Here is an 18,670-nt window from a genome sequence, read left to right on the forward strand (position 1 = left end):
CGCCCGCAGCGACCTTGCCACTTCCTCTAAAGCATCCTAGGACAATGGTGACGCGGCCCGACCGCGGTGCTTATAACGGTCGGGCCCGAACGCCCATGCCGCAGTTCACCGCTAGCGCTCACTTCCCCCGGGGTGAGTGAGCGCTCACCACCCGCGGCGTTAGTGGGCGCTCACTACCCCGCGGCGTAATGGGCGCTCACTACCCGCGGGGTTAGTGGGCGCCGCGTCGGTGGCGTGCAGCACCACGAGGTCGCGGGTGGCCTCGACCGGGTCTCACCACCCGCGGGGTAAGCGGGCGCCCACCTCCGCGGGGTTAGCGGCCGCCCACCACCTGCGGGTTAGTGGGCGCCCACCACCCACGGGGTTAGCGGGCGCCCACCACCCGCTGGGTTAGCGGGGCTCCCACCACCCGCTGGGTTAGCGGCGCCCACCACCCGCAAGCGAGTAAGCGCTCAGCACCCACAGGCTTAGTAGGCGCCCACCACCCGCAGAGCGAGTAAGCGCTCACCACCTACAGGGTTAGTGGGCGCCCACCACCCGCGGAGCGAGTAAGCGCTCACCACCTACAGGGTTAGTGGGCGCCCACCACCCGCGGAGCGAGTAAGCGTTCAGCACCTACAGGGTTAGTGGGCGCTCACCAACCGCGGGGTTGGTAAGCGCTCGCTCCCCCCTCGGCAATCAGCGTGACCGTCTCCGGCGTCAGGTCAGATGTCGATCTCAGCGATCACCGGGTAGTGGTCGCTCGCCCGGTCCGCGGTCGGGGTCCGCACGACGTGGCAGGAGCGGAGGCGGTCGGCCAGGGCCGGGGTGGCGAACAGGTAGTCCAGACGCATGCCGGAGAACTCCGCCCCGCCCAGGGCGGTCGGTGCGGTCTCGGCGGGGCCGTCGCCGACCGCGCGGAAGACGTCCACCAGGCCGGCGGCGTCGAGGGCCGCGATCGCCCTGGTGTCGACGCGGGCGACGGTGGCGACGTCACGATCGCTGCGTTCACGGCCGGGCGGGCGCCAACGGAGGTGGCGGACGCGGTACGGCGCCGGGAGTGCCGCGAGCCGCTCCTGGTGGTCGGTCCACGGGTCGAGGGTGTTGAGGTCGCCTAGGACCAGGGCATGCCGGTTACGACCGACGGCTGTCACCAACCAGCGCGCCTCGTGCATACGCCGCCAGCCCCAGTGCGGGTGCAGGTGCGCGCAGATAACGGTGAGCGGGCCGCCGAGGGTGGCGATCTCCACCCGGGCCGCGGCGTGGTGGAACGGTCGGGCGACGCTGCCGGCGGACAGAACTGTCCACTCCGGACCGACCAGCACCGCGACCGGCTGACCCCAGGACGAGCGGGCGCGGATCATCCGCATTCCCAGGCGCTCGGCGAGCCAGGGCCCGGAGTCGCCGCGCAGCTCCTGCAGGGCGACCACGTCCGGCAGGGCCGAGCCGATCACCTCCGCGATGGGCTCAAGCCGAGTCCCGCGCGAACTGTCGTACCCCCCTGTTTTGATGTTGTAGGTCATCACCCGCATCCGCGACCACCGCCTCGGCGTTGGGGCGCACGACCAGATAGAGGAGGCCGATCCAGAGCGCGGTCAGCAACATGGCGCCCAGCAGGTCGCTGGGATGGTGCATGCCCCGATAGAACCGGGAGGTAGCGACGACGAGCGGCATCACCACGGCGGCGACGACCGTGAGCCAGCGCCACCAGCGGTCGGTGCGCGCCATCACGATCAGCGCGATCGTGGTCCACAGGCACAACGTCGCGGCGATGTGACCGCTGGGGAAGGCGGCGGTCGGCAGGTTCTGGTCGAGGTGCGGCACGTCGGGGCGCGGACGGTCGACGGCGGCGGCCGACGCCAGGAACAGGGTCAGCTCGCCGACCATCACCAGCGCGAGGAACACGATCGGCCGCCATTGTCGCCAGCGTGCCACGACGAGCGTGCAGAAGACGAGCGACACGGCGAGGATCGTGTGGGTGTCACCGGCCTTGCTCGCGGCGTGGCTCCAGCCGTCGAGGGTCGCGGTGCGGTGCTCGGCGAACCAGCGCGGCACCGCCGTGTCGAGGGTCGCCAGCACGGTGCCGTCGGCGTGGTAGCTCGCCCAGACGCCGAATCCGAACAACGCACCGAGTACGAGCACCCAGCCGACCAGCACCTCGGCCGTCTCCACCCAGGGGTGCGGCAGCACCTTGCTTTCGGCCGGCGCCGGCTCGAGGGCTTCCGCGGCTTCGGGCTCGAGGCCTTCGGTAAGCGCGGGCTCGGGGCGGTGTTCCTCGCGGCGCCAGAGGCGGAAGGCGTACAACGTGATGCCGAGCCACGCGGCGCCGAGCAGCCAGCCGGCCAGCACGTCGGAGACGAAGTGCACGCCCAGGGCGATCCGGCTTAGGCCGATGACGGTGACCAGGGTCGCGACCGCGGTAATGGCCAGGGGTCGCCATTTCTTCGGCACCGCGGGCAGGAAGACGAGCAGAAGGGAGCCGTAGACGACGAACGAGCCGAGCGAGTGCCCGCTGGGGAAGCTGTTGCCGGGCGCGTGGGCGACGGGCACGTCGACCACCGGCCGCAGCCGGCCGACCAGCAGCTTGATCGTCGGCTCAAGCGCGAGGGCACCCAGTCCGGAGACGATCACGAACACGGCGAGCCGGGCGCGGCGCCGGATCAGCAGCACGGCGACGGCGAGGCTGACCACCCAGACCTTGAGCCCTCCGCCGAGGCCGGTGACAAACCGGATGACGTCGAGGAGACCTTCGTGGTCGGCCACGTACCCGTTGACGGAATCGGCGACCCCGTGGTCGAGGTCGTAGAGCGGCCCGAACCGGAACCGGACCAGCGCGAGCAGCACGCCGAACGCGATGCCCGCGACGACGACCGCGACGAGGCCGACGAGGCTGCGCGCGGTGAAATGCTCGAGCGCGCGACGCGGTATTCGGGCTTCGGTGTCGCGGGTGTCTGTGCCGACCGTCATGCGGCTTTCGTTACCCGGAAGTCGTCTCGGGCACACCCTCGGCCGAGCGGCGCTGCTCGATCGGCTTCCAGAGGTCAGGCTCGGCGGGTTCGGGCGCGCCGACCCGCAACCCTTCGAGCTGCGCGGTGAAGGCGAGCCCGAAGAAGAAGGCCACGCCGGTCAGGTTCGCCCAGAGGAGCAACGCCATGATCCCGGTCAGGGCGCCGTAGGTCTGGTTGAAGCTCTCGGCCAGCGAGACGTAGAGGGCGAGCAGCAGGCTGGCGGCGATCCAGAGCACGGTCGTGATGCCGGCGCCGAACAACAGCCAGGAGAGGGCCGGCTGCCGGCGACGCGGCGCGTGCCGGAACAGCACGGCGATCGCGAACACGGTCAACGCGAGGGAGATCGGCCACCGGACCACGTCGAAGACGTCGTGCACCCAGCCACCCCAGCCGTACTCGCGCTGCACCGAGTCACCGATCGGCCCCCCGGCGACGAGCAGCAGGAAGCCGAGGAACATCGGCAGACCGGCGGCGAGGGCGAGCGTGGCCGCGCGCAGGTACTTGAACAATGCCGGCCGGTCGCGCTCGACGCCGTAGATCCGGTTGGCACCGCGCTCCACCTGCGACATCGCCATGGTCAGCGCGACCAGCCCCGTGATCAACCCGAGCCCCAGGGCCAGCTCCCCGGCGTCCTCGGTGCGCTCGTCGTCGGTCAGGAGCTGGCGAACCACGTCGACGCTGGCACCCGGGGTCAGCGCGATCACGGTGTCGGCGACGACCCGACCGCCGGCCTCGACACCGAGGTCGGTGGTCAGACCGGTGAGCGCGATGAGGAACGGAACGACGGCGAGGCAGAGCTGGAACGCGAAGGCCCGGGCGTGGCTGAACCCGTCGCCGTACCGCAGCCGCACGAACGCGTCGCGCAGCAGATGCCAGCCACCGTGACGGCGCAGCGTGTGCCAGGCGTCGTCGGCGGTGAGCTGGTCGGAGGACATCAGCCGCGTCTCCGGAACGATCCGGGTCGAACTCATGCCCGCGCTCCCCCGCCCGTCATCCGACCAGCCATTTGGCGCGCGCGGCGACCGCGTCGGCGTCGTGTGCGAGGTCGTCGTCGCCGGCCGGACGCGGCACGCAGAGCCAGATGGCCCGCGGCTGCACCTCGACCCGCAAGGTCTTGCCGGCCGGGATGACGTCGCCGTCGAGCTGCCGAGGCTGCGGCCGGTTGCTGGTGACCTGCACCCGGTGACCCCGGTAGGTCTCCATCCGCGGCACTTTCCCACGCCGGCTCACCACGGCCCAGATCAGTGCGGCCCAGTGCCCGACGGTACGCGGGGTGAGGATCGCGATGTCAAGCCAGCCGTCGTCGGGCTCGGCCTCCTTGAACAGCCGCACGCCGCCCTGCAGCCGACCGACGTTGGCGATCAGCACGGACCGCGCGCGCCGCCGCATCGGCGGCCGGTCGTCGATGCGCACGGAGATCCGCATCGGCCGGTCACGCAGGTGCTTGAGACCACCGAAGATGTACGCGGGCCAGCCGATCCGCGCCTTGGTCGACTCGGAGGTCGACCCGAGCATCTGGGCGTCGAACCCCATGCCGGCCATGACGGTGAAGTAGCGCTTCTCGTCACGCCCCTTGACCAGCCCGAGGTCGAGCCGCCGCCGACCGCCTTCGACCGCGACCGCGATGCCGGCGGGCAGATCGCCGGACAGGCCCAGGTTGGCGGCGAGCAGGTTGCCGGTGCCGCTGGGCAGCACGGCAAGCGCCGCTTCGGTGCCGACCAGGCCGGAGGCGCAGGCCATGATGGTGCCGTCGCCACCGAAGGCGAACACCACTTCAGCGCCGGCCTCGACCGCCGCGCGACTCTGCCCGCGCCCCGGATCCTCGACGGTCGTCTCGTACCACTCCGGAGCCGGCCAGCCCGCCTTACCCAGGGCCTTGTCCAAGGCGGAGCGCAGGTCGTCAGGATCGTCCAGCTTGGCCGGATTGACCACAACGGCCGAGCGCACCCCGGAACGACGGACCTCCACGCAGCAAAGTGTGCAGGACCGCAACGGTTTCGGCGACCCGAACTCCCTTCGGGTGCCGATCCCCACTTTCCGGCATGAGTTACGCCCGCGCGGGGCAGGGCCACCCGCAGGCCCGGCTGCCGGCCATCGCCATACCGGCGGCCACGCACCGCACGGCTAGGGCGCCGAGTCGGTCATGACCAGAAGACGCGGCACGCCATGCGACGGCCTTGCCCACATCAAGCACGATCCGGTCAGGTCCGCGCGGGCTCGGTTCGCGTGGCATCGCCATGATCCGGACGGATGCGCCGTGCCCGAGCTCGCGGCAGCACCATCCGGTCAGATCCGCAAAGCCCCGACCCACACCAACACCGCACGGTCAGACCCGCGCAGCGCCAGCCCACATCAACACCGCACGGTCAGACCCGCGCAGCGCCAGCCCACATCAACACCGCACGGTCAGACCCGCGCAGCGCCAGCCCACGTCGACACCGCACGGTCGGGTTCGTGCGCGCTCGCTTGGCCAGCCGGCTTCGGAGCGGGTCCTCGCGGCTCGAATCGCGCCGGCGCCGCTGGGCGCGTCGACGCCTGTGCTGGGTAGGCCCGCCCGCGGGCGGCCGGAGTGGCCGCCCCGCTCCAGATCCGTTACCGCGTCGGGCTGGCGCCCCGGGCTTCCGGCTGCGTCAGCCGCCGCGGCGCGGCGGACGGAACAACAGCCCGGACGCCCGGCCAGGGCGCGGTCAGGCCCAGCGCGGTCAGGCCCAGCGCGGGCGGGCCTGGTGTGGGGTTGCGGGCGGTGCGATGATCGCGATCTGTTGACGGGAGGCGTTTGCGTGGACAGGCGTGTTGTTTCGCGGAGCCGGTCGATGGTGGTCGTTCTCGGTGCTTATCTGCTCGCGTTCGGCGCCGCTTGGGTCGTGATCGTCGTTTCGCCTCCTTCCTGGCATCCCTTGTTGGCCGCGTTCGTTGCCGATGTGGTCGCCACGCTCGTTGTCTTCGCGTTGTCGATGGCGTTCGACAACGCGAGCCTCTACGACCCGTACTGGAGCGTCGCCCCGCCTGTCGTCGCCGCGTGGTGGGTCGCTGTCGCGGGCAGTGGCGACACCGTGCGGCAGGTGCTCGTCGTCGGGCTGATCAGCGTCTGGGCCGTGCGGCTCACCGGCAACTGGGCCTACGGCTGGACGGGTCTGCACAAGGTCGACTGGCGCTACGACCAGCTGCGGGTGACCCGCGGCCGGGTGCCGTGGTGGGTGGTCAACCTGGGCGGCATCCAGCTCATGCCCACGGTCGTCGTTTACATCGGTCTGCTCTCCGTCTGGCCTGCCCTTGCCGGCTCACGTCCCTTCGGTTTGCTCGATGTGGTCGCCACGCTGGTCACTGCCGGCGCGATCGCGTTGGAGGCCGTGGCGGACCTGCAACTGCACCGTTTCGCGGCCGCGGCGGCGAACCGCGGCCGCATCCTGGCGACCGGTGTCTGGCGGCGCACGCGCCATCCGAACTATCTCGGTGAGATCGCCCTCTGGTGGGGGTTGTGGCTCTTCGGCCTGGCCGCCGCGCCGAGCTGGTGGTGGACGGGTGTCGGGCCGCTGGCCATGGTGGTGCTCTTCAAGACCGCGAGCATTCCGCTCATGGACCGCCGGTCGTTGGAGCGCCGCAGCGGCTATGCCGACCACATGCGCGAGGTGCCCGCGCTGTTGCCCCGACTGCGTGGACCGCACCGTCAGCTCACCGCCCCGAACGCCACCGAGCACCACTGAGGACCATCGCCCCACGGACCGCCTTCGCCACCCTTGGTGGCCAGCTCGATATCCATGCAGGCAGATTAGAACGTACGTACGACAATTTTGGTTGGGCTTGACTGGCAGCCAAATGGCTGCCTATCGTGGCGCGACAACAAAACGCAGCCAAACGGCTGCATGTGAGGTGAGAAGCCAGTGGATCTGGTGTTCAAGGCCCTGGCCGACCCGAGCCGCCGGGAGCTGCTCGACTCGCTGAACGCGCGCAACGGCCAGACGCTGCGCGAGCTCTGCGCGGGCCTCGACATGGCCCGGCAGTCGGTCAGCAAACACCTCGCCGTGCTGGAGGCCGCCGAGCTCGTCACGACGGTCCGGCACGGCCGCGAAAAGCTGCACTACCTCAACGCCGCGCCGGTGAACGCGATCGCCGACCGCTGGATCAGCCGGTACGACCGTGCGCGCACGCAGGCCCTCGCCGACCTCAAGACCGCATTGGAGCAGACGCCGATGAGCAGGCCAGAGTTCGTCTACACCACGTACATCAACACGACGCCGGAACGGCTGTGGCAGGCGCTGACCGACCCGGCCTTCACGAAGCGCTACTGGGGCGTCGAGTTCGAGACCGACTGGTCCGTCGGCGCGGGAATGACCTGGCACGCGGAAGGCGCCCGAATCGCCGACCCGGAGCAGGTGGTCGTCGTGTCCGAGCCGTACTCCCGGCTGTCCTATACCTGGCACACCTTCACCGCCGACTGGGCTAAGGCATCCGGAGTCGCGGAGGAAGACCGGGCCGCCTTCGCCGCCGAGCCACGGTCCACAGTGACCTTCGAGCTCGAGCCGGCCGGCGACGCGGTCAAGCTCACGGTGACCCACCACGGCTTCGCACCCGGCAGCGCCGTGCTCAGCGCCATCAACACCGGCTGGCCGCAGATCATCGCCAGCCTCAAGACGCTGATGGAGACGGGCGCACCGCTGTAGATTGTCAACCCGAGTTGACAACCGGCGAGCGTCAACGTAGATTGACATCATGACTCAGGCAGTGGACCTGGCCGCGGCCGCCAGCAGCACCGACCCCAAGGTCGGCCTGCGAGCCGTGTTGGCCCTCCGCCGACTCCTCGAAAGTCTGGAGACGGTGCAGGTCGACAACGCGCGTGCGCAGGGCTGGTCGTGGCAGGACATCGCCGCCGCGCTCGAAGTGAGCCGGCAGGCGGTACACAAGAAGCACGCCGGGCGTCCGGTCGTGCGACCGTCACAGGAGGCGTGATGTTCGAGCGGTTCACCGACCGGGCGCGAGCAGTGGTCAAGGGGGCTGTGGCCGAGTCGCAGGCGCTGCGGCACGACAAGGTCGGCACCGAGCATCTGCTGCTCGCGATGCTCGACAACGAGCCCGACGGCGCCGGCGGTGGCGTCGCGGGGCGGGTGTTGCGGGAGGCCGGCGTGACCGCCGACGACGTACGCACCCGCATCGAGACCCACGTCGGTCGTCGCGCGCTCGGCGACGCGGACGCCGAGGCACTGCGGCAGATCGGGATCGATCTGGAGGCGGTACGCAGGGCGGTGGAAGCGTCGTTCGGCAAAGGCGCGCTGCGGCCGCCGACCCGGGCCCACTCGCGGGGGCTGTTCGGTTTCCGCCGCCGGCGGTACCTGGCCGGTGGTCCGTTCTCGCCCCGCGCCAAGAAGGTCCTGGAGTTGTCGCTCCGGGAGGCGCTGCGGCTCAAGCAGAAGCACATCGGCACGGAGCACGTGCTCCTCGGCCTGATCCGCGAGGGCGAAGGCCTCGGCGTGCTGGTCCTGACCGAGGCCGGCGTCGAGGTGGGCGACCTGCGCAACCGGATCGAGGCCGAGATCCGCGCCGCCGCCTGACAAGTCGTGCCGCCGTGGGCCGGGCCGAACGGTTCGACCCGCGGCGGCGTGGCGGGCGCGAGTCGAGGCTGAGTCGTCGCGCGCCAGCGGTCTGACGCAAGATCGAATGCATCTCATCAAGAAGACCAGCGGCGTCGGCGACGATCTTTGCGCCAGGTCTGGGACCCACCGGCGCTCGATCAGAACAGCCACACCCGATCAAGCGGCGACCGCCCGATCCACTCGAAGGGCCGCACCCGATCATGGACGGCTGCCCCGCCGACCCAACACGACCGCGCGGCCACGACAGCACGGGCGAGGCCAGCACAGCACCGGCCCGGGCGGGGGCCCGCACAGCACGAGCACGCGCGAAGCCTGCACGGGATGGGCACGGGCGAGACGGGCTACGCGCGCTGCCGCGGCGGCGCCACAAGCTAGGCGCACCACGGCGCGAACCACCGTGGTCGCGGATGGCGCAGCCCGTGTAGGGGCGGCAGCCCGTCGCGGGAGGCGAGCGTGCGTGCGCTTGCGAAATCGGTCGTCGGGCGGCTTACACTGGTTGGGTGAGGCTTTCGGTGATGCGATTTAGCTGCCCCCGGGTGACCGGTGGGTGTTCTGTCGTGCGCTGATCTCGATCGCGCCCTTTCGGGTGCGGGAGACCACGAGAAACCACCGGGTCCAACCCGGGGGTCTCTTTTTTCCGTCTCCCCTGCTCCCGTGAGGACACCAAGAAGCCATGACCTACCTGACCCCTGCCCAACTCGAAGCCGCCCTTGCCCGCCGCGATCTGACCGATCCGGCCCACGGCGAGCACGCGATCCAACACGTGGTTGGCCGCATCGAGCGGGCGCTGGCCGACGAATGGGGCATCCCGGTGCGGCGCGACCCTGGGCACCGCATCGTCACGATCGCCGACAACTACGACCGTCTTCGGTACGACGGGGCCGCCGTCACCCGGGACCGGCGCTACAGCCGCTACGTGGACGACGAACGGATGCTGCGCTCGCACACCACCGCACGGATCCCAGCGTTGCTCGACAGCCTGAGCCAGCCAGACGTCGTGCTCAGTGTCCCCGGCATGTGCTACCGGCGCGACGCAATCGATCGGCAGCATGTCGGCGAGCCCCACCAGCTCGACCTCTGGCGCATCAGCGACCGCCAAAAGCTCACCACCGACGATCTGACCGCGATGATCGAGCACGTGGTCGCTGCGGTGCTCCCCGGCAGGAGAATCGAGACGCCGACGAGCCAGCATCCCTACACACTGGACGGTCGCGAGATCTACGTCGACGGCGTCGAGATCGGCGAGTGCGGCCTGGCCCACCCCGAGGTGCTCAAGGGCAGCGGTCTGCCCGAGACCACGACCGGCCTCGCGATGGGGCTCGGGCTCGACCGGATCACCATGCTCGTCAAGGGGATCGACGACATCCGCCTGTTGCGCGCCAGCGACCCACGCGTCGCGGATCAGCTGCGGGACCTCAGCCCGTACCACCTGGTCTCCGGCATGCCGCCCACCAGCCGCGACCTGTCCCTCGCCGTCGACGAGGACGCCGACGCCGAGCAGCTCGGCGACCGGGTCCGCGCCGTCCTGGGCGACGACGCCTCGGCCGTGGAGGAGATCGAGGTCAGGAGCGAGACCGGGTACGCCGACCTACCCGACTCGGCCCGCGCCAGGATGGGCCTGCGGCAAGGCCAGAAGAACGTCCTGCTGAGGCTCGTCCTGCGCGACCTCACCCGCACCCTGTCCACGGTAGAAGCCAACACGATCCGCGACCGTGTGTACGAGGCCCTGCACGAGGGCACAGCACACGAGTGGACCGCCCGCTGAAGTTAGAGCAACACCGACGGCAGGTCGAAGACCGAGGACAGCCGATGCGCCGGCGGTACGGCAGTGTGCCGTGCCGCCGGATCGATGAGAAAAGCCCGCATCCCCACGGCCAGAGGCCCGAAATAGTCCGCCGTCGGGTTGTCGCCGACGAACACCGCCGAGGAAGCCCGGATGCCGAGCCGATCGAGGGCCGACGAGTAGATCTCCGGCGCCGGCTTGCGCACCCCGACCTCGACGGAGGTGACGACCGTGTCCACGAGGCCCAGGACACCCATCGCGGCCAGGTGGAACGGCACCAGGTCAGGCTCGTGCGTGTTGGACACGACCGCCAGCCGGTGCCGTTGGGACAGCGACCGCAGCAGCGAGTCGAGCCCTGGCAGATACCGCACACCCGCGTTCCACTCGGCGATGTAGACCGACACGAACGACGAGATCTCGGAAGGCGACGCCGACGGCAGGAACGACCGCGCGACGTCGAGCATCGAGAACTCCGCCCGCGACGGCGCGCAGCGCGTCTCCCACGCCATCCACACCTCGTCCCACCGCGCGGTGAGCTCGTCGGCGGACATGGGCTGCCCGAGCGAGCTCACGAACGCCGCCGTCTTCACCGGCGACCGGGCATGCCCGTCGTCATAGTCGACGAGCGTGCCGAAGAAGTCGAAGAGAACGTGGCTCACTCGGTGCCGGCGCCGTCGAGCAGAGCGGCCGGGTCCTGCTCCGACGACTGATCGTCGGAGTCCATCGGCAGCACGACATGGAACCAGGTCTCGCCCGGCTTAGAGTCGACCCGGATGTCGCCGTGGTGCTTGTTGACCACGATCCGGTAGGAGATGTCGAGCCCGAGCCCCGTGCCCTCGCCGACCGGCTTGGTCGTGAAGAACGGCTCGAAGATCCGCGGTCGGACGTCGGCCGGGATGCCCGGGCCGGTGTCGCCGATCGAGACCACCACGTTGTCGTCCTCGCGCGACGTGCGGACCGTCAGCGTGCCGGACTCACCCATCGCGCCGATCGCGTTGTCGATCAGGTTGGTCCACACCTGGTTGAGCTCCGCCGCGTACGCCGGGATCTCCGGCAACGACCGGTCGTATTCCTTGACCAGCTTGATGCCGGCCGGGAACTTGGCGTGCAGCATCACCAGCGTGGCGTGCAGCAGCTCGTGCACGTTGACCGTCTGATGCGGCGCCCGGTCGAGCTGTGAGTATTGCTTGGCCGCCGCGACCAGCGACGAGATGCGGGTGACCGAGTCGTCGATCTCGGTCATCAGCTGCTCGGTGTCGAGGGTGTAGACCAGCCAGCGCAGCGCGTTCTCGAAGTTGTCAGGCCCGATCTCGTCGCGCACGGTCGACAGCCACGAAGTGTCGATCGCACCGGAGACCAGCGTCGGCGCGATGTCCCAGGCGCCGGTGATGTCGTGGTCCTCGAGCCACTCGCCGACCTCGTCCTCGGCGTCGCTGGTCTGCATCGGCGTCAGCTCGGGCGCGCTCGCCGCCCGCTTGATCGCCTCTTCCTGGAGGTTGACCAGCTTGTGCAGCCGCGTGCCGTCGACCCGCCCGTCGGCGATCATGGCCAGCTTGTGCCGCATGCCGGTGACCCGGGTGCGCAGCACCGACGTCGCGCGTACCGCCGCCGCGGCGGGGTTGTTGAGCTCGTGGGTCAGGCCGGCCGACAGCGAGCCGAGGGCCAGCAGCCGCTCGCGTTCGCTGACCATGGTCTGCATCGAGCGCATGCCGAAGAACAGCCCTTCGAGCAGGTGCATCGCCATCGGGAACCAGTCGCGCAGCGAGCTGGCCAGCTCGTCGGCCGGCAGTTGGTAGACCGCCACGTCGGAGATCGCGACCATGCTGTTGAGGTAGATCTGCGGGATCCGCTCGATGTAGGCCTGGGTGGCCCCGGCGTAGGCGCCGACCTGGTCGGTGCGCGTCGTCTCGATCTCGTCACCGCGGACGGTGCGGTTGAGCGCGACGGTGCCGCTGAGCAGCACGTAGAAGCAGGTCGCCTCTTCGCCCTCGCGATAGACGTAGGTGCCGCCCGAGTAGTGCTCGACCGCGCCGTGGCTGGCGAGGAAGTCGAGCTGCTCGGCGTCGAGCTTCTCGAACAGGAACAGCTTGCGCAGCTCCGCGGGGGAAAGCCGGTCGCCCTCGGCGTGACCGGCGAGTTCGGTGCTCATTGCGCCTCCAGATAACGGTGCACCAGGGAGATCGCCATCGCGCCCTCGCCCACCGCCGATGCCACCCGCTTGACGGAGTCGGAGCGGACGTCGCCCGCGGCGAACACGCCGGGGACACTGCATTCGAGGTGGTAGGGGTCGCGCGGCATGGTCCAGCCGACCGGGCGGTTGCCACCCGCGATCAGGTCCGGGCCGGTGATCACGAAGCCGTGGCGGTCACGGGTGATCACCCCGTCGAGCCAGTCGGTGCGGGGCTCGGCGCCGATGAAGATGAACAGCCACGAGGTGTCGACGGAACGGGTCTGTCCGTCGCGGGTGTCGCGGAGCACCAACTGCTCGAGGTGCTCGTCGCCGGAGGCCTCGAAAACCTCCGTGAAAGGGTGCACCTCGATGTTCTCGTGGCTCTCGATCTGGTCGATCAGATAGCGGGACATCGTGCGGGCCAGGCTCTCGCCCCGGATCAGCACGTGCACGCGCTGGGCATAGCGGGAGAAGTAGACCGCCGCCTGGCCCGCCGAGTTGGCACCACCGACGATGTAGACCTCTTGCCCAGAACAGCTCGGCGCCTCGGTGGCCGCCGAGCCGTAGAAGACGCCCCGGCCCCGGTAGTCGGACAGCCCGGGTGCCTCCAGCATCCGGTAGGAGACGCCGGTGGCCAGCACGACGGCGTGCGACGCGACCTCGCTGCCGTCGCCGAACTTGAGCACCCGGGTCGCGCCGCGCACGTCGAGCTCAACGGCCTCGCGGGTGGTCAGCAGCTCGGCGCCGAAGCGCACCGCCTGGCGGCGGGCCCGCTCGGCGAGCTGCGCACCGGACACCCCGTCGGGGAAGCCCAGGTAGTTTTCGATCCGGCTGCTCTGGCCGGCCTGCCCGCCGGTGGCGCGCCGCTCGACCAGCAGCGTGCGCAGCCCCTCGGACGCGCCGTAGACCGCCGCGCCGAGCCCGGCCGGGCCGGCGCCGACCACCACCAGGTCGTAGAACTCCTTGGCCGGGGTGGTGGACAGCCCGACATGGGTGGCCAGGTCGGTCTCGGACGGCTGGACCATCGACTTGCCCTCGGGCGTGATCACCAGCGGCACGTCGGCCTCGGTGACACCGGCGGCGGCCAGCAGCCGGGCGCCCTCGGGCTCGTCGGACAGATACCACCGGTACGGCACCAGGTTGCGGGCCAGGAAGTCGCGGACCTTGAACGACGGCGCGGACCAGCGGTGGCCGACCACCCGGGTGACGCTCGCGGACGCCTCGGGCGTGGTCGTCCACGCGTCGAGCAGCGAGTCGAGCACCGGGTAGAGCTTCTCCTCCGGCGGGTTCCACGGCTTGAGCAGGTAGTGGTCGAGGTCGACCCGGTTTATGGCGTCGATCGCGGCGTCGGTGTCGGCGTAGGCGGTCAGCAGCACCCGCCGGGCGCGCGGGAACAGGTCCATCGCCGCTTCGAGGAACTCGATGCCGTTCATGTGCGGCATGCGGAAGTCGGCGAGCAGCACGGCCACCTGGTCGCCGCGCAACTTGATCTCCTTGAGCGCTTCGAGCGCCTCGGAACCCGAGTTGGCGCGGACGACCCGATAGCGGTCGCCGTATTGACGCCGCACGTCACGGGCGACGGCCCGGGAGACGGCAAGGTCGTCGTCAACGGTGAGGATCGCCGGATTCGCCATGTCACCAATCAAAGCACTAGCAGGGACAAAGCTGACGCCGCCTGTGGACAACGCCGCGCGGTGGTGACCAGATCCGTCCACCCTGGGACTCGATCCGGCCTTCCGCGACGACCCGACACACGACGACGATCGGGGTATGAACCGCGCACTGTTCGTCATCGACGCCCAAGAGTCGTTCCGCCAGCGGGAGATCTGGCGGGCCGGCTCCAACCCCGACTTCGTACCCAACGTCAACAGCCTGGTCGACTATTTCCGCGCGAACGGCGATCTCGTGATCTGGGTGCTGCACAGCGAGCCCGGCACGAACGGCGTCTTCGACCCGGCCAACGGCCACGTCCGCCCGCTCGACGACATCAGAACGACGCAAGAGAACGAGCCGACCCTGGTCAAGACCTCCCACAACGTCTTCACCACCACCAACGCCGGTCAGCTCCTGACGGAGCGACGGATCTTCGACCTGACCGTCTGCGGCATCCGCACCGAGCAGTGCGTCGAGACCACGGCCAGGGTCGGAGGCGATCTGGGGTACGCCGTCACGTTCGTCACCGACGCGACGCTGACCTTCCCGATCGCACACCGCGAGGCGGAAGACAAGAGCGTCGAGGAGATCCTGGCCGACCCCCGCACGCTCGGGGTCGAGGCGATCGTCGAGCGCACCGAGCGGGTCCTCGACGGCCGGTTCGCCACCGTGCGTACGACCGCGGAAGTGACCAAGGCATGATGACCAGATCATGACCACCGTCGGTTTCCTGCTCGTGCCCGGCCTCCATCTGCTCGACCTGGCCGGGCCCGCGCAGGTGTTCTCCACGGCCCACGACCTTGGCCACGACTACACGCTGGCCTATGTCGCCGAGCAGGCCGAGGTGCCGACCGCGCAAGGCCTCCCCGTGCACGCCGACCCGGAACTGCCGGCGCTGGGCCCGACCGACCTGCTGGTCGTACCCGGCTGGCGCTCACCCACGCTGCGAGGCACCGGCCGACTGGAACGCCGGACGCTGGACTGGGTCGCGGCACACCACCGCGCGGGCGGCACCGTCGCGAGTGTCTGCTCCGGTGCCGACGTGCTCGGCCGGGCCGGCCTGCTCGACGGCCGCCGCTGCACGACCCACCACGGGTTGCAGGACGAGTTGGCGAAGCGCTACCGGCGGGCGACGGTCGTGCGCGACGTGCTCTACGTGGTCGACGGGCGGGTGGTCACCTCGGCCGGCATCGCCAGCGGCATCGACCTGGCGCTCCACCTGGTCGCCGTGCGGCACGGCCCCGCGGCCGCGGCCCTGATCGCCCGCGAGATGGTCGTCTACGCCCGCCGCAACGGCGACGAGCGGCAGAGCAGCGCGATGCTCCGCCACCGCGGCCACCTCAGCGACGCGGTGCACCGGGTCCAGGACCTGATCGACCAGCGGTACGCCGAGCGCCTGCCACTGGCCGACCTGGCCGGCGAAGGCGGCGTCAGCGAGCGAACCCTGACCAGGCAGTTCAGCCGGGCGACCGGGCTGACTCCGCTCGGCTACCAGCAGGCCTTGCGCCTGGAACGCGCCGAGCACCTGCTCGGCCACGGCAGCACGATGCAGGCGGCAGCCCGGGCGGTCGGCTTCGACGACGCGAGGATGCTCCGCCGCCTACGCGCCCGCTGAGGCAACGGTCTCCGGATACTTGATGCCGGCGCCGGTGTTGAGCACCACGACCTCATCGGAGGGCCCGAGCCAACCGCTGGAGCGCAGCAGACGCGCGGCCGTCAGGCACGCGGCACCCTCCGGGCACAGCAGCAGCCCCTCGGCAGCACCGAAAGCGCGCAGGTCGGCCAGGATCTCGGCGTCGTCCACCGCGATCGCGGCGCCGCCCGTGGCGTAGAGCGCGTCGAGGATCAGCTCGTCACCCAGCGGCGCCGGAACCGTGATTCCAAACGCGACCGTCCGCGCGTCAGCCCACGGCGTAACCCGCCGCTCACCGGCCTCGAACGCCCGCACGACCGGCGCGCAACCCGTGGACTGCACGGCCACCAGCCGTGGCACCTTGTCGCCGATCCAGCCCAACGACCGGAGCTCTTCGAGGGCCTTGTGGATGCCGATCAGCCCGACCCCGCCACCGGTCGGATAAATGATCACATCTGGTACGCGCCAGCCGAGCTGCTCGCAGATCTCGTACCCCATCGTCTTCTTGCCCTCGAGCCGATAGGGCTCGCGCAGCGTGCCCGCGTCGAAGACACCACCGGCCGCGACCACCTCGGCGATCAGCTTCCCGGCGTCGCCGATCAGGCCGTCGACCAGGATCAGCTCGCCGCCTGCGGCGACCACCTCGTTGCGGGTGATCAGCGGCGCGCCCAGCGGCATCGCGATCGTCGAGCGCAGACCACCGCGCGCCGCGTACGTCGCCCAGGCCGCGCCGGCGTTGCCGTTGGTCGGCATGGCGACGTGCCGGGCGCCGAGCTCGCGGGCCCGGGACACGCCGACCGCGGCACCGCGCGCCTTGAACGAGCCGGTCGGCACGAGGCCCTCGTCCTTGACCAGCAGGCGATCCAGCCCGATCGCGGCGCCGAAGCGGTCGGCGGACCACAGTGGAGTCCAGCCCTCCCCCAGTGTCACGCGATGCGCGTCGTCGCGCACCGGCAGCAGCTCCCGGTAACGCCAGAGGTCCGCACCGCGGCCGGCCAGCGCGGCGGGCGTGACCGCCGCCCGCACCGCGTCGAGGTCATAGCGGGCCAGCAACGGCGAGCCACACGAGCACAGGTTGGTCAGCGCCTCCGAGTCGTGCCGGGCACCGCAGCGGGGGCAGGCGAGGTGGGTGAGGAACATCAGCCCTCGACCCAGATGTTGTCGTGCCGCAGGTAGAAGTCCGCCTTCTCCTCCTCGGTCATCGAGGCCAGCTCGCGGATCCCCTCGAAGTAGCCCTCGCGGGGTGCGCCGGGCGAGAACAGCAGGAGCATCGAGGCGGGCTCGCCCGACTCGTTGCGGAACGCGTGGATGCCGCCCGGCGGCACGTAGAGGAAGTCGCCGGCGTTCGCGTCGCGCCAGGCGTCGCCGTCGTAGAGCCGCACGGTGCCCGAGAGCACGAAGAACGACTCGGAGATCGTGCGATGGAAGTGGGGTCCCGGCCCGGTGGGCGTCGCCGGCATGTCCCAGCGGTAGAGCCCGAACCGCCCGTCCGTGGCCGCGCCGGTGGCCAGGTAGCTGGCCCCTCCGCCGGCCGCGAACCGCAGGTCGGGCTCCGCGCCGGCCGGGCGGAAGGCACCGGAAACCTCGCCGGTGTCACCGAAGTAGGCCGGATCCGGATAGGACACTCGTTGCTCCCCCTTATCGAGCGACGGCGGTACGCAGCCGGTGCCGCCGCGGTGCCGCGCCTGCGGTGGCGTCCGGCCGCACGAGGTGCCGCACGCCGCGGGCCCGCTCGGCGGCGGCGATGGCCTCGGCCCGCAGGCTACGCGCCGCCGCGGCCGACGACTCCGCGGCCTCCCAGGCGAGCCGCTCCTCGCGGGCGGCGTGCCGCTCGGCGGCGCGCAGGGTGTCGCGGATCGCCCGGCGCAGCACGGCCTCCTGCTCCACCGGGTGCCGGCGCGGGTCCCAGCCGTTGCGGTGGGCCAGCGCGTCGTTGAGGTCCAACACGGACAGTTCATTGTGGGCACACGCCGACATCGCCGCCCGGTGCAGCCACTGCTCGCGTTCGGCGTACTCCGTCGGGGTCTGCGGGGTGGTTGGCGCGGGCAGCAACGCGGCCGCGGCCATCCGGCTCGCGGTCTGGTCGGCCGACTCGAAGGCGGACCAGGCGCGCTCGGCCGCCTCCTGCGCGGTCAGCCAGGCCTCGTGCCGGCGCCGCGCGGTGGTGTCGGCGCGGTCCGCCGCGACGCCGACCTCGTCGGCGAAGCGGACGACCTCGGCGGCGGCCGTGGCACGCCGCTCCCGGCGGATCCGCGCGGCCCGCAGCCGGGTGCGCACGCTGGGCCGCCTGGGGCCGCGCGGCCCGACGAGTTGCAGGCCGGTGATCGCGAACAGCGCGAGGCACAGCAGGATCGACCAGATGGCGGCGGCGCGGGGCACGCCGACGTAGAAGAGCTCAAGGACCGTTTGCACGGGGACACCTCACCGGATGGGAAGCGGAGGGGACGACGGGGTGCCGAGCGATGCTCAGCGAGCGGAGGTGTCGTCTCCGGCCGGTGGGGCGCGGGGTGCGGCGGCCTGCTGGGGGTGGACCGCGGAAAGCTGGATCACTCGAACGGTGACCGGCGCCGGGGCGTCCACCGCGGCGGGCCGGGCCGGCTCGACGCGCTCGGCGGCGCGGGCCGGGGCCTGTTCGGTGGTCGCGGAGGCGGCCACGCTCGCCACTGGAGGCGGGGCCGGGGCGGCGGCCACGGCCGGCGTGGCGATCGACGACACGCCGATGCCTACGGCTAGCGCCAAAGCGGCCAAACCAGTCAAAAACCGCACAGAACCGCGTACGACCCGCCGGAGTGGCCGGGTCAGTACGTCGCGATGCACCTGGCCAACCTACATCGTCCGCCCCAACGAGGCACGATC

Annotated in this window: 17 protein-coding genes and 2 pseudogenes; 8 read left to right on the plus strand and 11 right to left on the minus strand. The window is 70.8% G+C overall.

Annotation, left to right across the window (positions count from 1 at the left end; all coding sequences use genetic code 11):
• Positions 1 to 704: 704 nt before the first annotated feature.
• From CHC05_RS12515 to CHC05_RS12530, 4 genes are read right to left on the minus strand one after another with little or no spacing between them, the layout of a single operon-like run.
• Positions 705 to 1,511 carry an endonuclease/exonuclease/phosphatase family protein gene (locus tag CHC05_RS12515; protein WP_089248081.1) on the minus strand — a complete coding sequence of 269 codons (807 nt, stop codon included), beginning with the start codon at positions 1,509 to 1,511 and terminating at the stop codon, positions 705 to 707.
• Positions 1,447 to 2,946, minus strand: coding sequence for a phosphatase PAP2 family protein (locus CHC05_RS12520; RefSeq protein ID WP_089248083.1), 1,500 nt, complete (start codon positions 2,944 to 2,946; stop codon positions 1,447 to 1,449). The genes CHC05_RS12515 and CHC05_RS12520 overlap by 65 nt, the downstream gene beginning before the upstream one ends.
• A 10-nt stretch (positions 2,947 to 2,956) precedes the next feature.
• Positions 2,957 to 3,958 (minus strand): YihY/virulence factor BrkB family protein, encoded by a 1,002-nt coding sequence (locus CHC05_RS12525; protein WP_089248085.1) that lies wholly within the window; start codon positions 3,956 to 3,958, stop codon positions 2,957 to 2,959.
• A gap of 19 nt (positions 3,959 to 3,977) precedes the next feature.
• Positions 3,978 to 4,955, minus strand: coding sequence for a diacylglycerol/lipid kinase family protein (locus CHC05_RS12530; protein WP_245870804.1), 978 nt, complete (start codon positions 4,953 to 4,955; stop codon positions 3,978 to 3,980).
• Between the two features lie 845 nt (positions 4,956 to 5,800).
• Here CHC05_RS12530 and CHC05_RS12535 point away from each other — a divergent pair.
• The 6 genes and pseudogenes from CHC05_RS12535 (at position 5,801) to srmL (ending at position 10,340) form a co-directional block, all read left to right on the plus strand.
• On the plus strand, positions 5,801 to 6,691 hold the full coding sequence (locus CHC05_RS12535) for a DUF1295 domain-containing protein (protein WP_089248090.1): 891 nt from the start codon (positions 5,801 to 5,803) through the stop codon (positions 6,689 to 6,691).
• 177 nt (positions 6,692 to 6,868) lie between these two features.
• On the plus strand, positions 6,869 to 7,648 hold the full coding sequence (locus CHC05_RS12540; RefSeq protein ID WP_089248092.1) for an ArsR/SmtB family transcription factor: 780 nt from the start codon (positions 6,869 to 6,871) through the stop codon (positions 7,646 to 7,648).
• A 49-nt stretch (positions 7,649 to 7,697) separates the two neighbouring features.
• Positions 7,698 to 7,934, plus strand: a complete 237-nt coding sequence (locus tag CHC05_RS12545) for a helix-turn-helix domain-containing protein (protein ID WP_089248094.1) — start codon at positions 7,698 to 7,700, stop codon at positions 7,932 to 7,934.
• Positions 7,934 to 8,143: pseudogene (locus tag CHC05_RS43420) on the plus strand (Clp protease N-terminal domain-containing protein); the annotation flags it as partial. The gene CHC05_RS12545 and the pseudogene CHC05_RS43420, both read left to right, overlap by 1 nt.
• A gap of 183 nt (positions 8,144 to 8,326) precedes the next feature.
• Positions 8,327 to 8,533 (plus strand): annotated as a pseudogene (locus CHC05_RS43425) (Clp protease N-terminal domain-containing protein); the annotation flags it as partial.
• 715 nt (positions 8,534 to 9,248) lie between these two features.
• Positions 9,249 to 10,340 (plus strand): PheS-related mystery ligase SrmL, encoded by a 1,092-nt coding sequence (gene srmL / locus CHC05_RS12555; protein ID WP_089248098.1) that lies wholly within the window; start codon positions 9,249 to 9,251, stop codon positions 10,338 to 10,340.
• 2 nt (positions 10,341 to 10,342) lie between these two features.
• Here the strand turns inward: srmL and CHC05_RS12560 are convergent, their stop codons facing one another.
• Genes CHC05_RS12560 through CHC05_RS12570 form a run of 3 tightly spaced genes read right to left on the minus strand, consistent with a single transcriptional unit; the run spans position 10,343 to position 14,162 of the window.
• On the minus strand, positions 10,343 to 11,017 hold the full coding sequence (locus CHC05_RS12560) for an HAD family hydrolase (protein WP_179266153.1): 675 nt from the start codon (positions 11,015 to 11,017) through the stop codon (positions 10,343 to 10,345).
• Positions 11,014 to 12,507 carry an ATP-binding protein gene (locus CHC05_RS12565; RefSeq protein ID WP_089248102.1) on the minus strand — a complete coding sequence of 498 codons (1,494 nt, stop codon included), beginning with the start codon at positions 12,505 to 12,507 and terminating at the stop codon, positions 11,014 to 11,016. The genes CHC05_RS12560 and CHC05_RS12565 overlap by 4 nt, the downstream gene beginning before the upstream one ends.
• Positions 12,504 to 14,162: an NAD(P)/FAD-dependent oxidoreductase gene (locus CHC05_RS12570; protein WP_089248104.1), complete on the minus strand. Its 1,659-nt coding sequence runs from the start codon at positions 14,160 to 14,162 to the stop codon at positions 12,504 to 12,506. Before CHC05_RS12570 ends, CHC05_RS12565 begins: the two co-directional genes overlap by 4 nt.
• Before the next feature lie 136 nt (positions 14,163 to 14,298).
• Here CHC05_RS12570 and CHC05_RS12575 point away from each other — a divergent pair, with 136 nt between their 5' ends.
• Both CHC05_RS12575 and CHC05_RS12580 read left to right on the plus strand, forming a co-directional pair.
• Positions 14,299 to 14,883, plus strand: a complete 585-nt coding sequence (locus tag CHC05_RS12575; RefSeq protein ID WP_089248106.1) for a cysteine hydrolase family protein — start codon at positions 14,299 to 14,301, stop codon at positions 14,881 to 14,883.
• A gap of 10 nt (positions 14,884 to 14,893) precedes the next feature.
• Positions 14,894 to 15,796, plus strand: a complete 903-nt coding sequence (locus tag CHC05_RS12580; protein WP_089248108.1) for a GlxA family transcriptional regulator — start codon at positions 14,894 to 14,896, stop codon at positions 15,794 to 15,796.
• Here the strand turns inward: CHC05_RS12580 and CHC05_RS12585 are convergent.
• Genes CHC05_RS12585 through CHC05_RS12600 form a run of 4 tightly spaced genes read right to left on the minus strand, consistent with a single transcriptional unit; the run spans position 15,782 to position 18,553 of the window.
• Positions 15,782 to 16,954: a threonine synthase gene (locus CHC05_RS12585; protein ID WP_089248110.1), complete on the minus strand. Its 1,173-nt coding sequence runs from the start codon at positions 16,952 to 16,954 to the stop codon at positions 15,782 to 15,784. The genes CHC05_RS12580 and CHC05_RS12585 overlap by 15 nt on opposite strands.
• The gene (locus CHC05_RS42435) at positions 16,954 to 17,439 is read right to left on the minus strand and encodes a cupin domain-containing protein (RefSeq protein WP_089248112.1); all 486 of its coding nucleotides are present in this window, start codon (positions 17,437 to 17,439) and stop codon (positions 16,954 to 16,956) included. Before CHC05_RS42435 ends, CHC05_RS12585 begins: the two co-directional genes overlap by 1 nt.
• A 13-nt stretch (positions 17,440 to 17,452) precedes the next feature.
• Positions 17,453 to 18,226 (minus strand): hypothetical protein, encoded by a 774-nt coding sequence (locus CHC05_RS42440; RefSeq protein WP_089248114.1) that lies wholly within the window; start codon positions 18,224 to 18,226, stop codon positions 17,453 to 17,455.
• Between the two features lie 54 nt (positions 18,227 to 18,280).
• Positions 18,281 to 18,553 (minus strand): hypothetical protein, encoded by a 273-nt coding sequence (locus tag CHC05_RS12600; RefSeq protein WP_179266154.1) that lies wholly within the window; start codon positions 18,551 to 18,553, stop codon positions 18,281 to 18,283.
• Positions 18,554 to 18,670: the final 117 nt, after the last annotated feature.

This window comes from Asanoa hainanensis (assembly GCF_900188485.1).
Taxonomy (GTDB): Bacteria; Actinomycetota; Actinomycetes; order Mycobacteriales; family Micromonosporaceae; genus Asanoa; species Asanoa hainanensis.

Excerpts from the sequence above, each read along its gene's own strand:
- CHC05_RS12515 (WP_089248081.1), bottom strand. The coding sequence starts at position 1,511 with ATGCGGGTGATGACCTACAACATCAAAACAGGGGGGTACGACAGTTCG.
- CHC05_RS12520 (WP_089248083.1), bottom strand. The coding sequence starts at position 2,946 with ATGACGGTCGGCACAGACACCCGCGACACCGAAGCCCGAATACCGCGT.
- CHC05_RS12525 (WP_089248085.1), bottom strand. The coding sequence starts at position 3,958 with ATGAGTTCGACCCGGATCGTTCCGGAGACGCGGCTGATGTCCTCCGAC.
- CHC05_RS12535 (WP_089248090.1), top strand. The coding sequence starts at position 5,801 with ATGGTGGTCGTTCTCGGTGCTTATCTGCTCGCGTTCGGCGCCGCTTGG.
- CHC05_RS12545 (WP_089248094.1), top strand. The coding sequence starts at position 7,698 with ATGACTCAGGCAGTGGACCTGGCCGCGGCCGCCAGCAGCACCGACCCC.
- srmL (WP_089248098.1), top strand. The coding sequence starts at position 9,249 with ATGACCTACCTGACCCCTGCCCAACTCGAAGCCGCCCTTGCCCGCCGC.
- CHC05_RS12565 (WP_089248102.1), bottom strand. The coding sequence starts at position 12,507 with ATGAGCACCGAACTCGCCGGTCACGCCGAGGGCGACCGGCTTTCCCCC.
- CHC05_RS12570 (WP_089248104.1), bottom strand. The coding sequence starts at position 14,162 with ATGGCGAATCCGGCGATCCTCACCGTTGACGACGACCTTGCCGTCTCC.
- CHC05_RS12575 (WP_089248106.1), top strand. The coding sequence starts at position 14,299 with ATGAACCGCGCACTGTTCGTCATCGACGCCCAAGAGTCGTTCCGCCAG.
- CHC05_RS12580 (WP_089248108.1), top strand. The coding sequence starts at position 14,894 with ATGACCACCGTCGGTTTCCTGCTCGTGCCCGGCCTCCATCTGCTCGAC.
- CHC05_RS12585 (WP_089248110.1), bottom strand. The coding sequence starts at position 16,954 with ATGTTCCTCACCCACCTCGCCTGCCCCCGCTGCGGTGCCCGGCACGAC.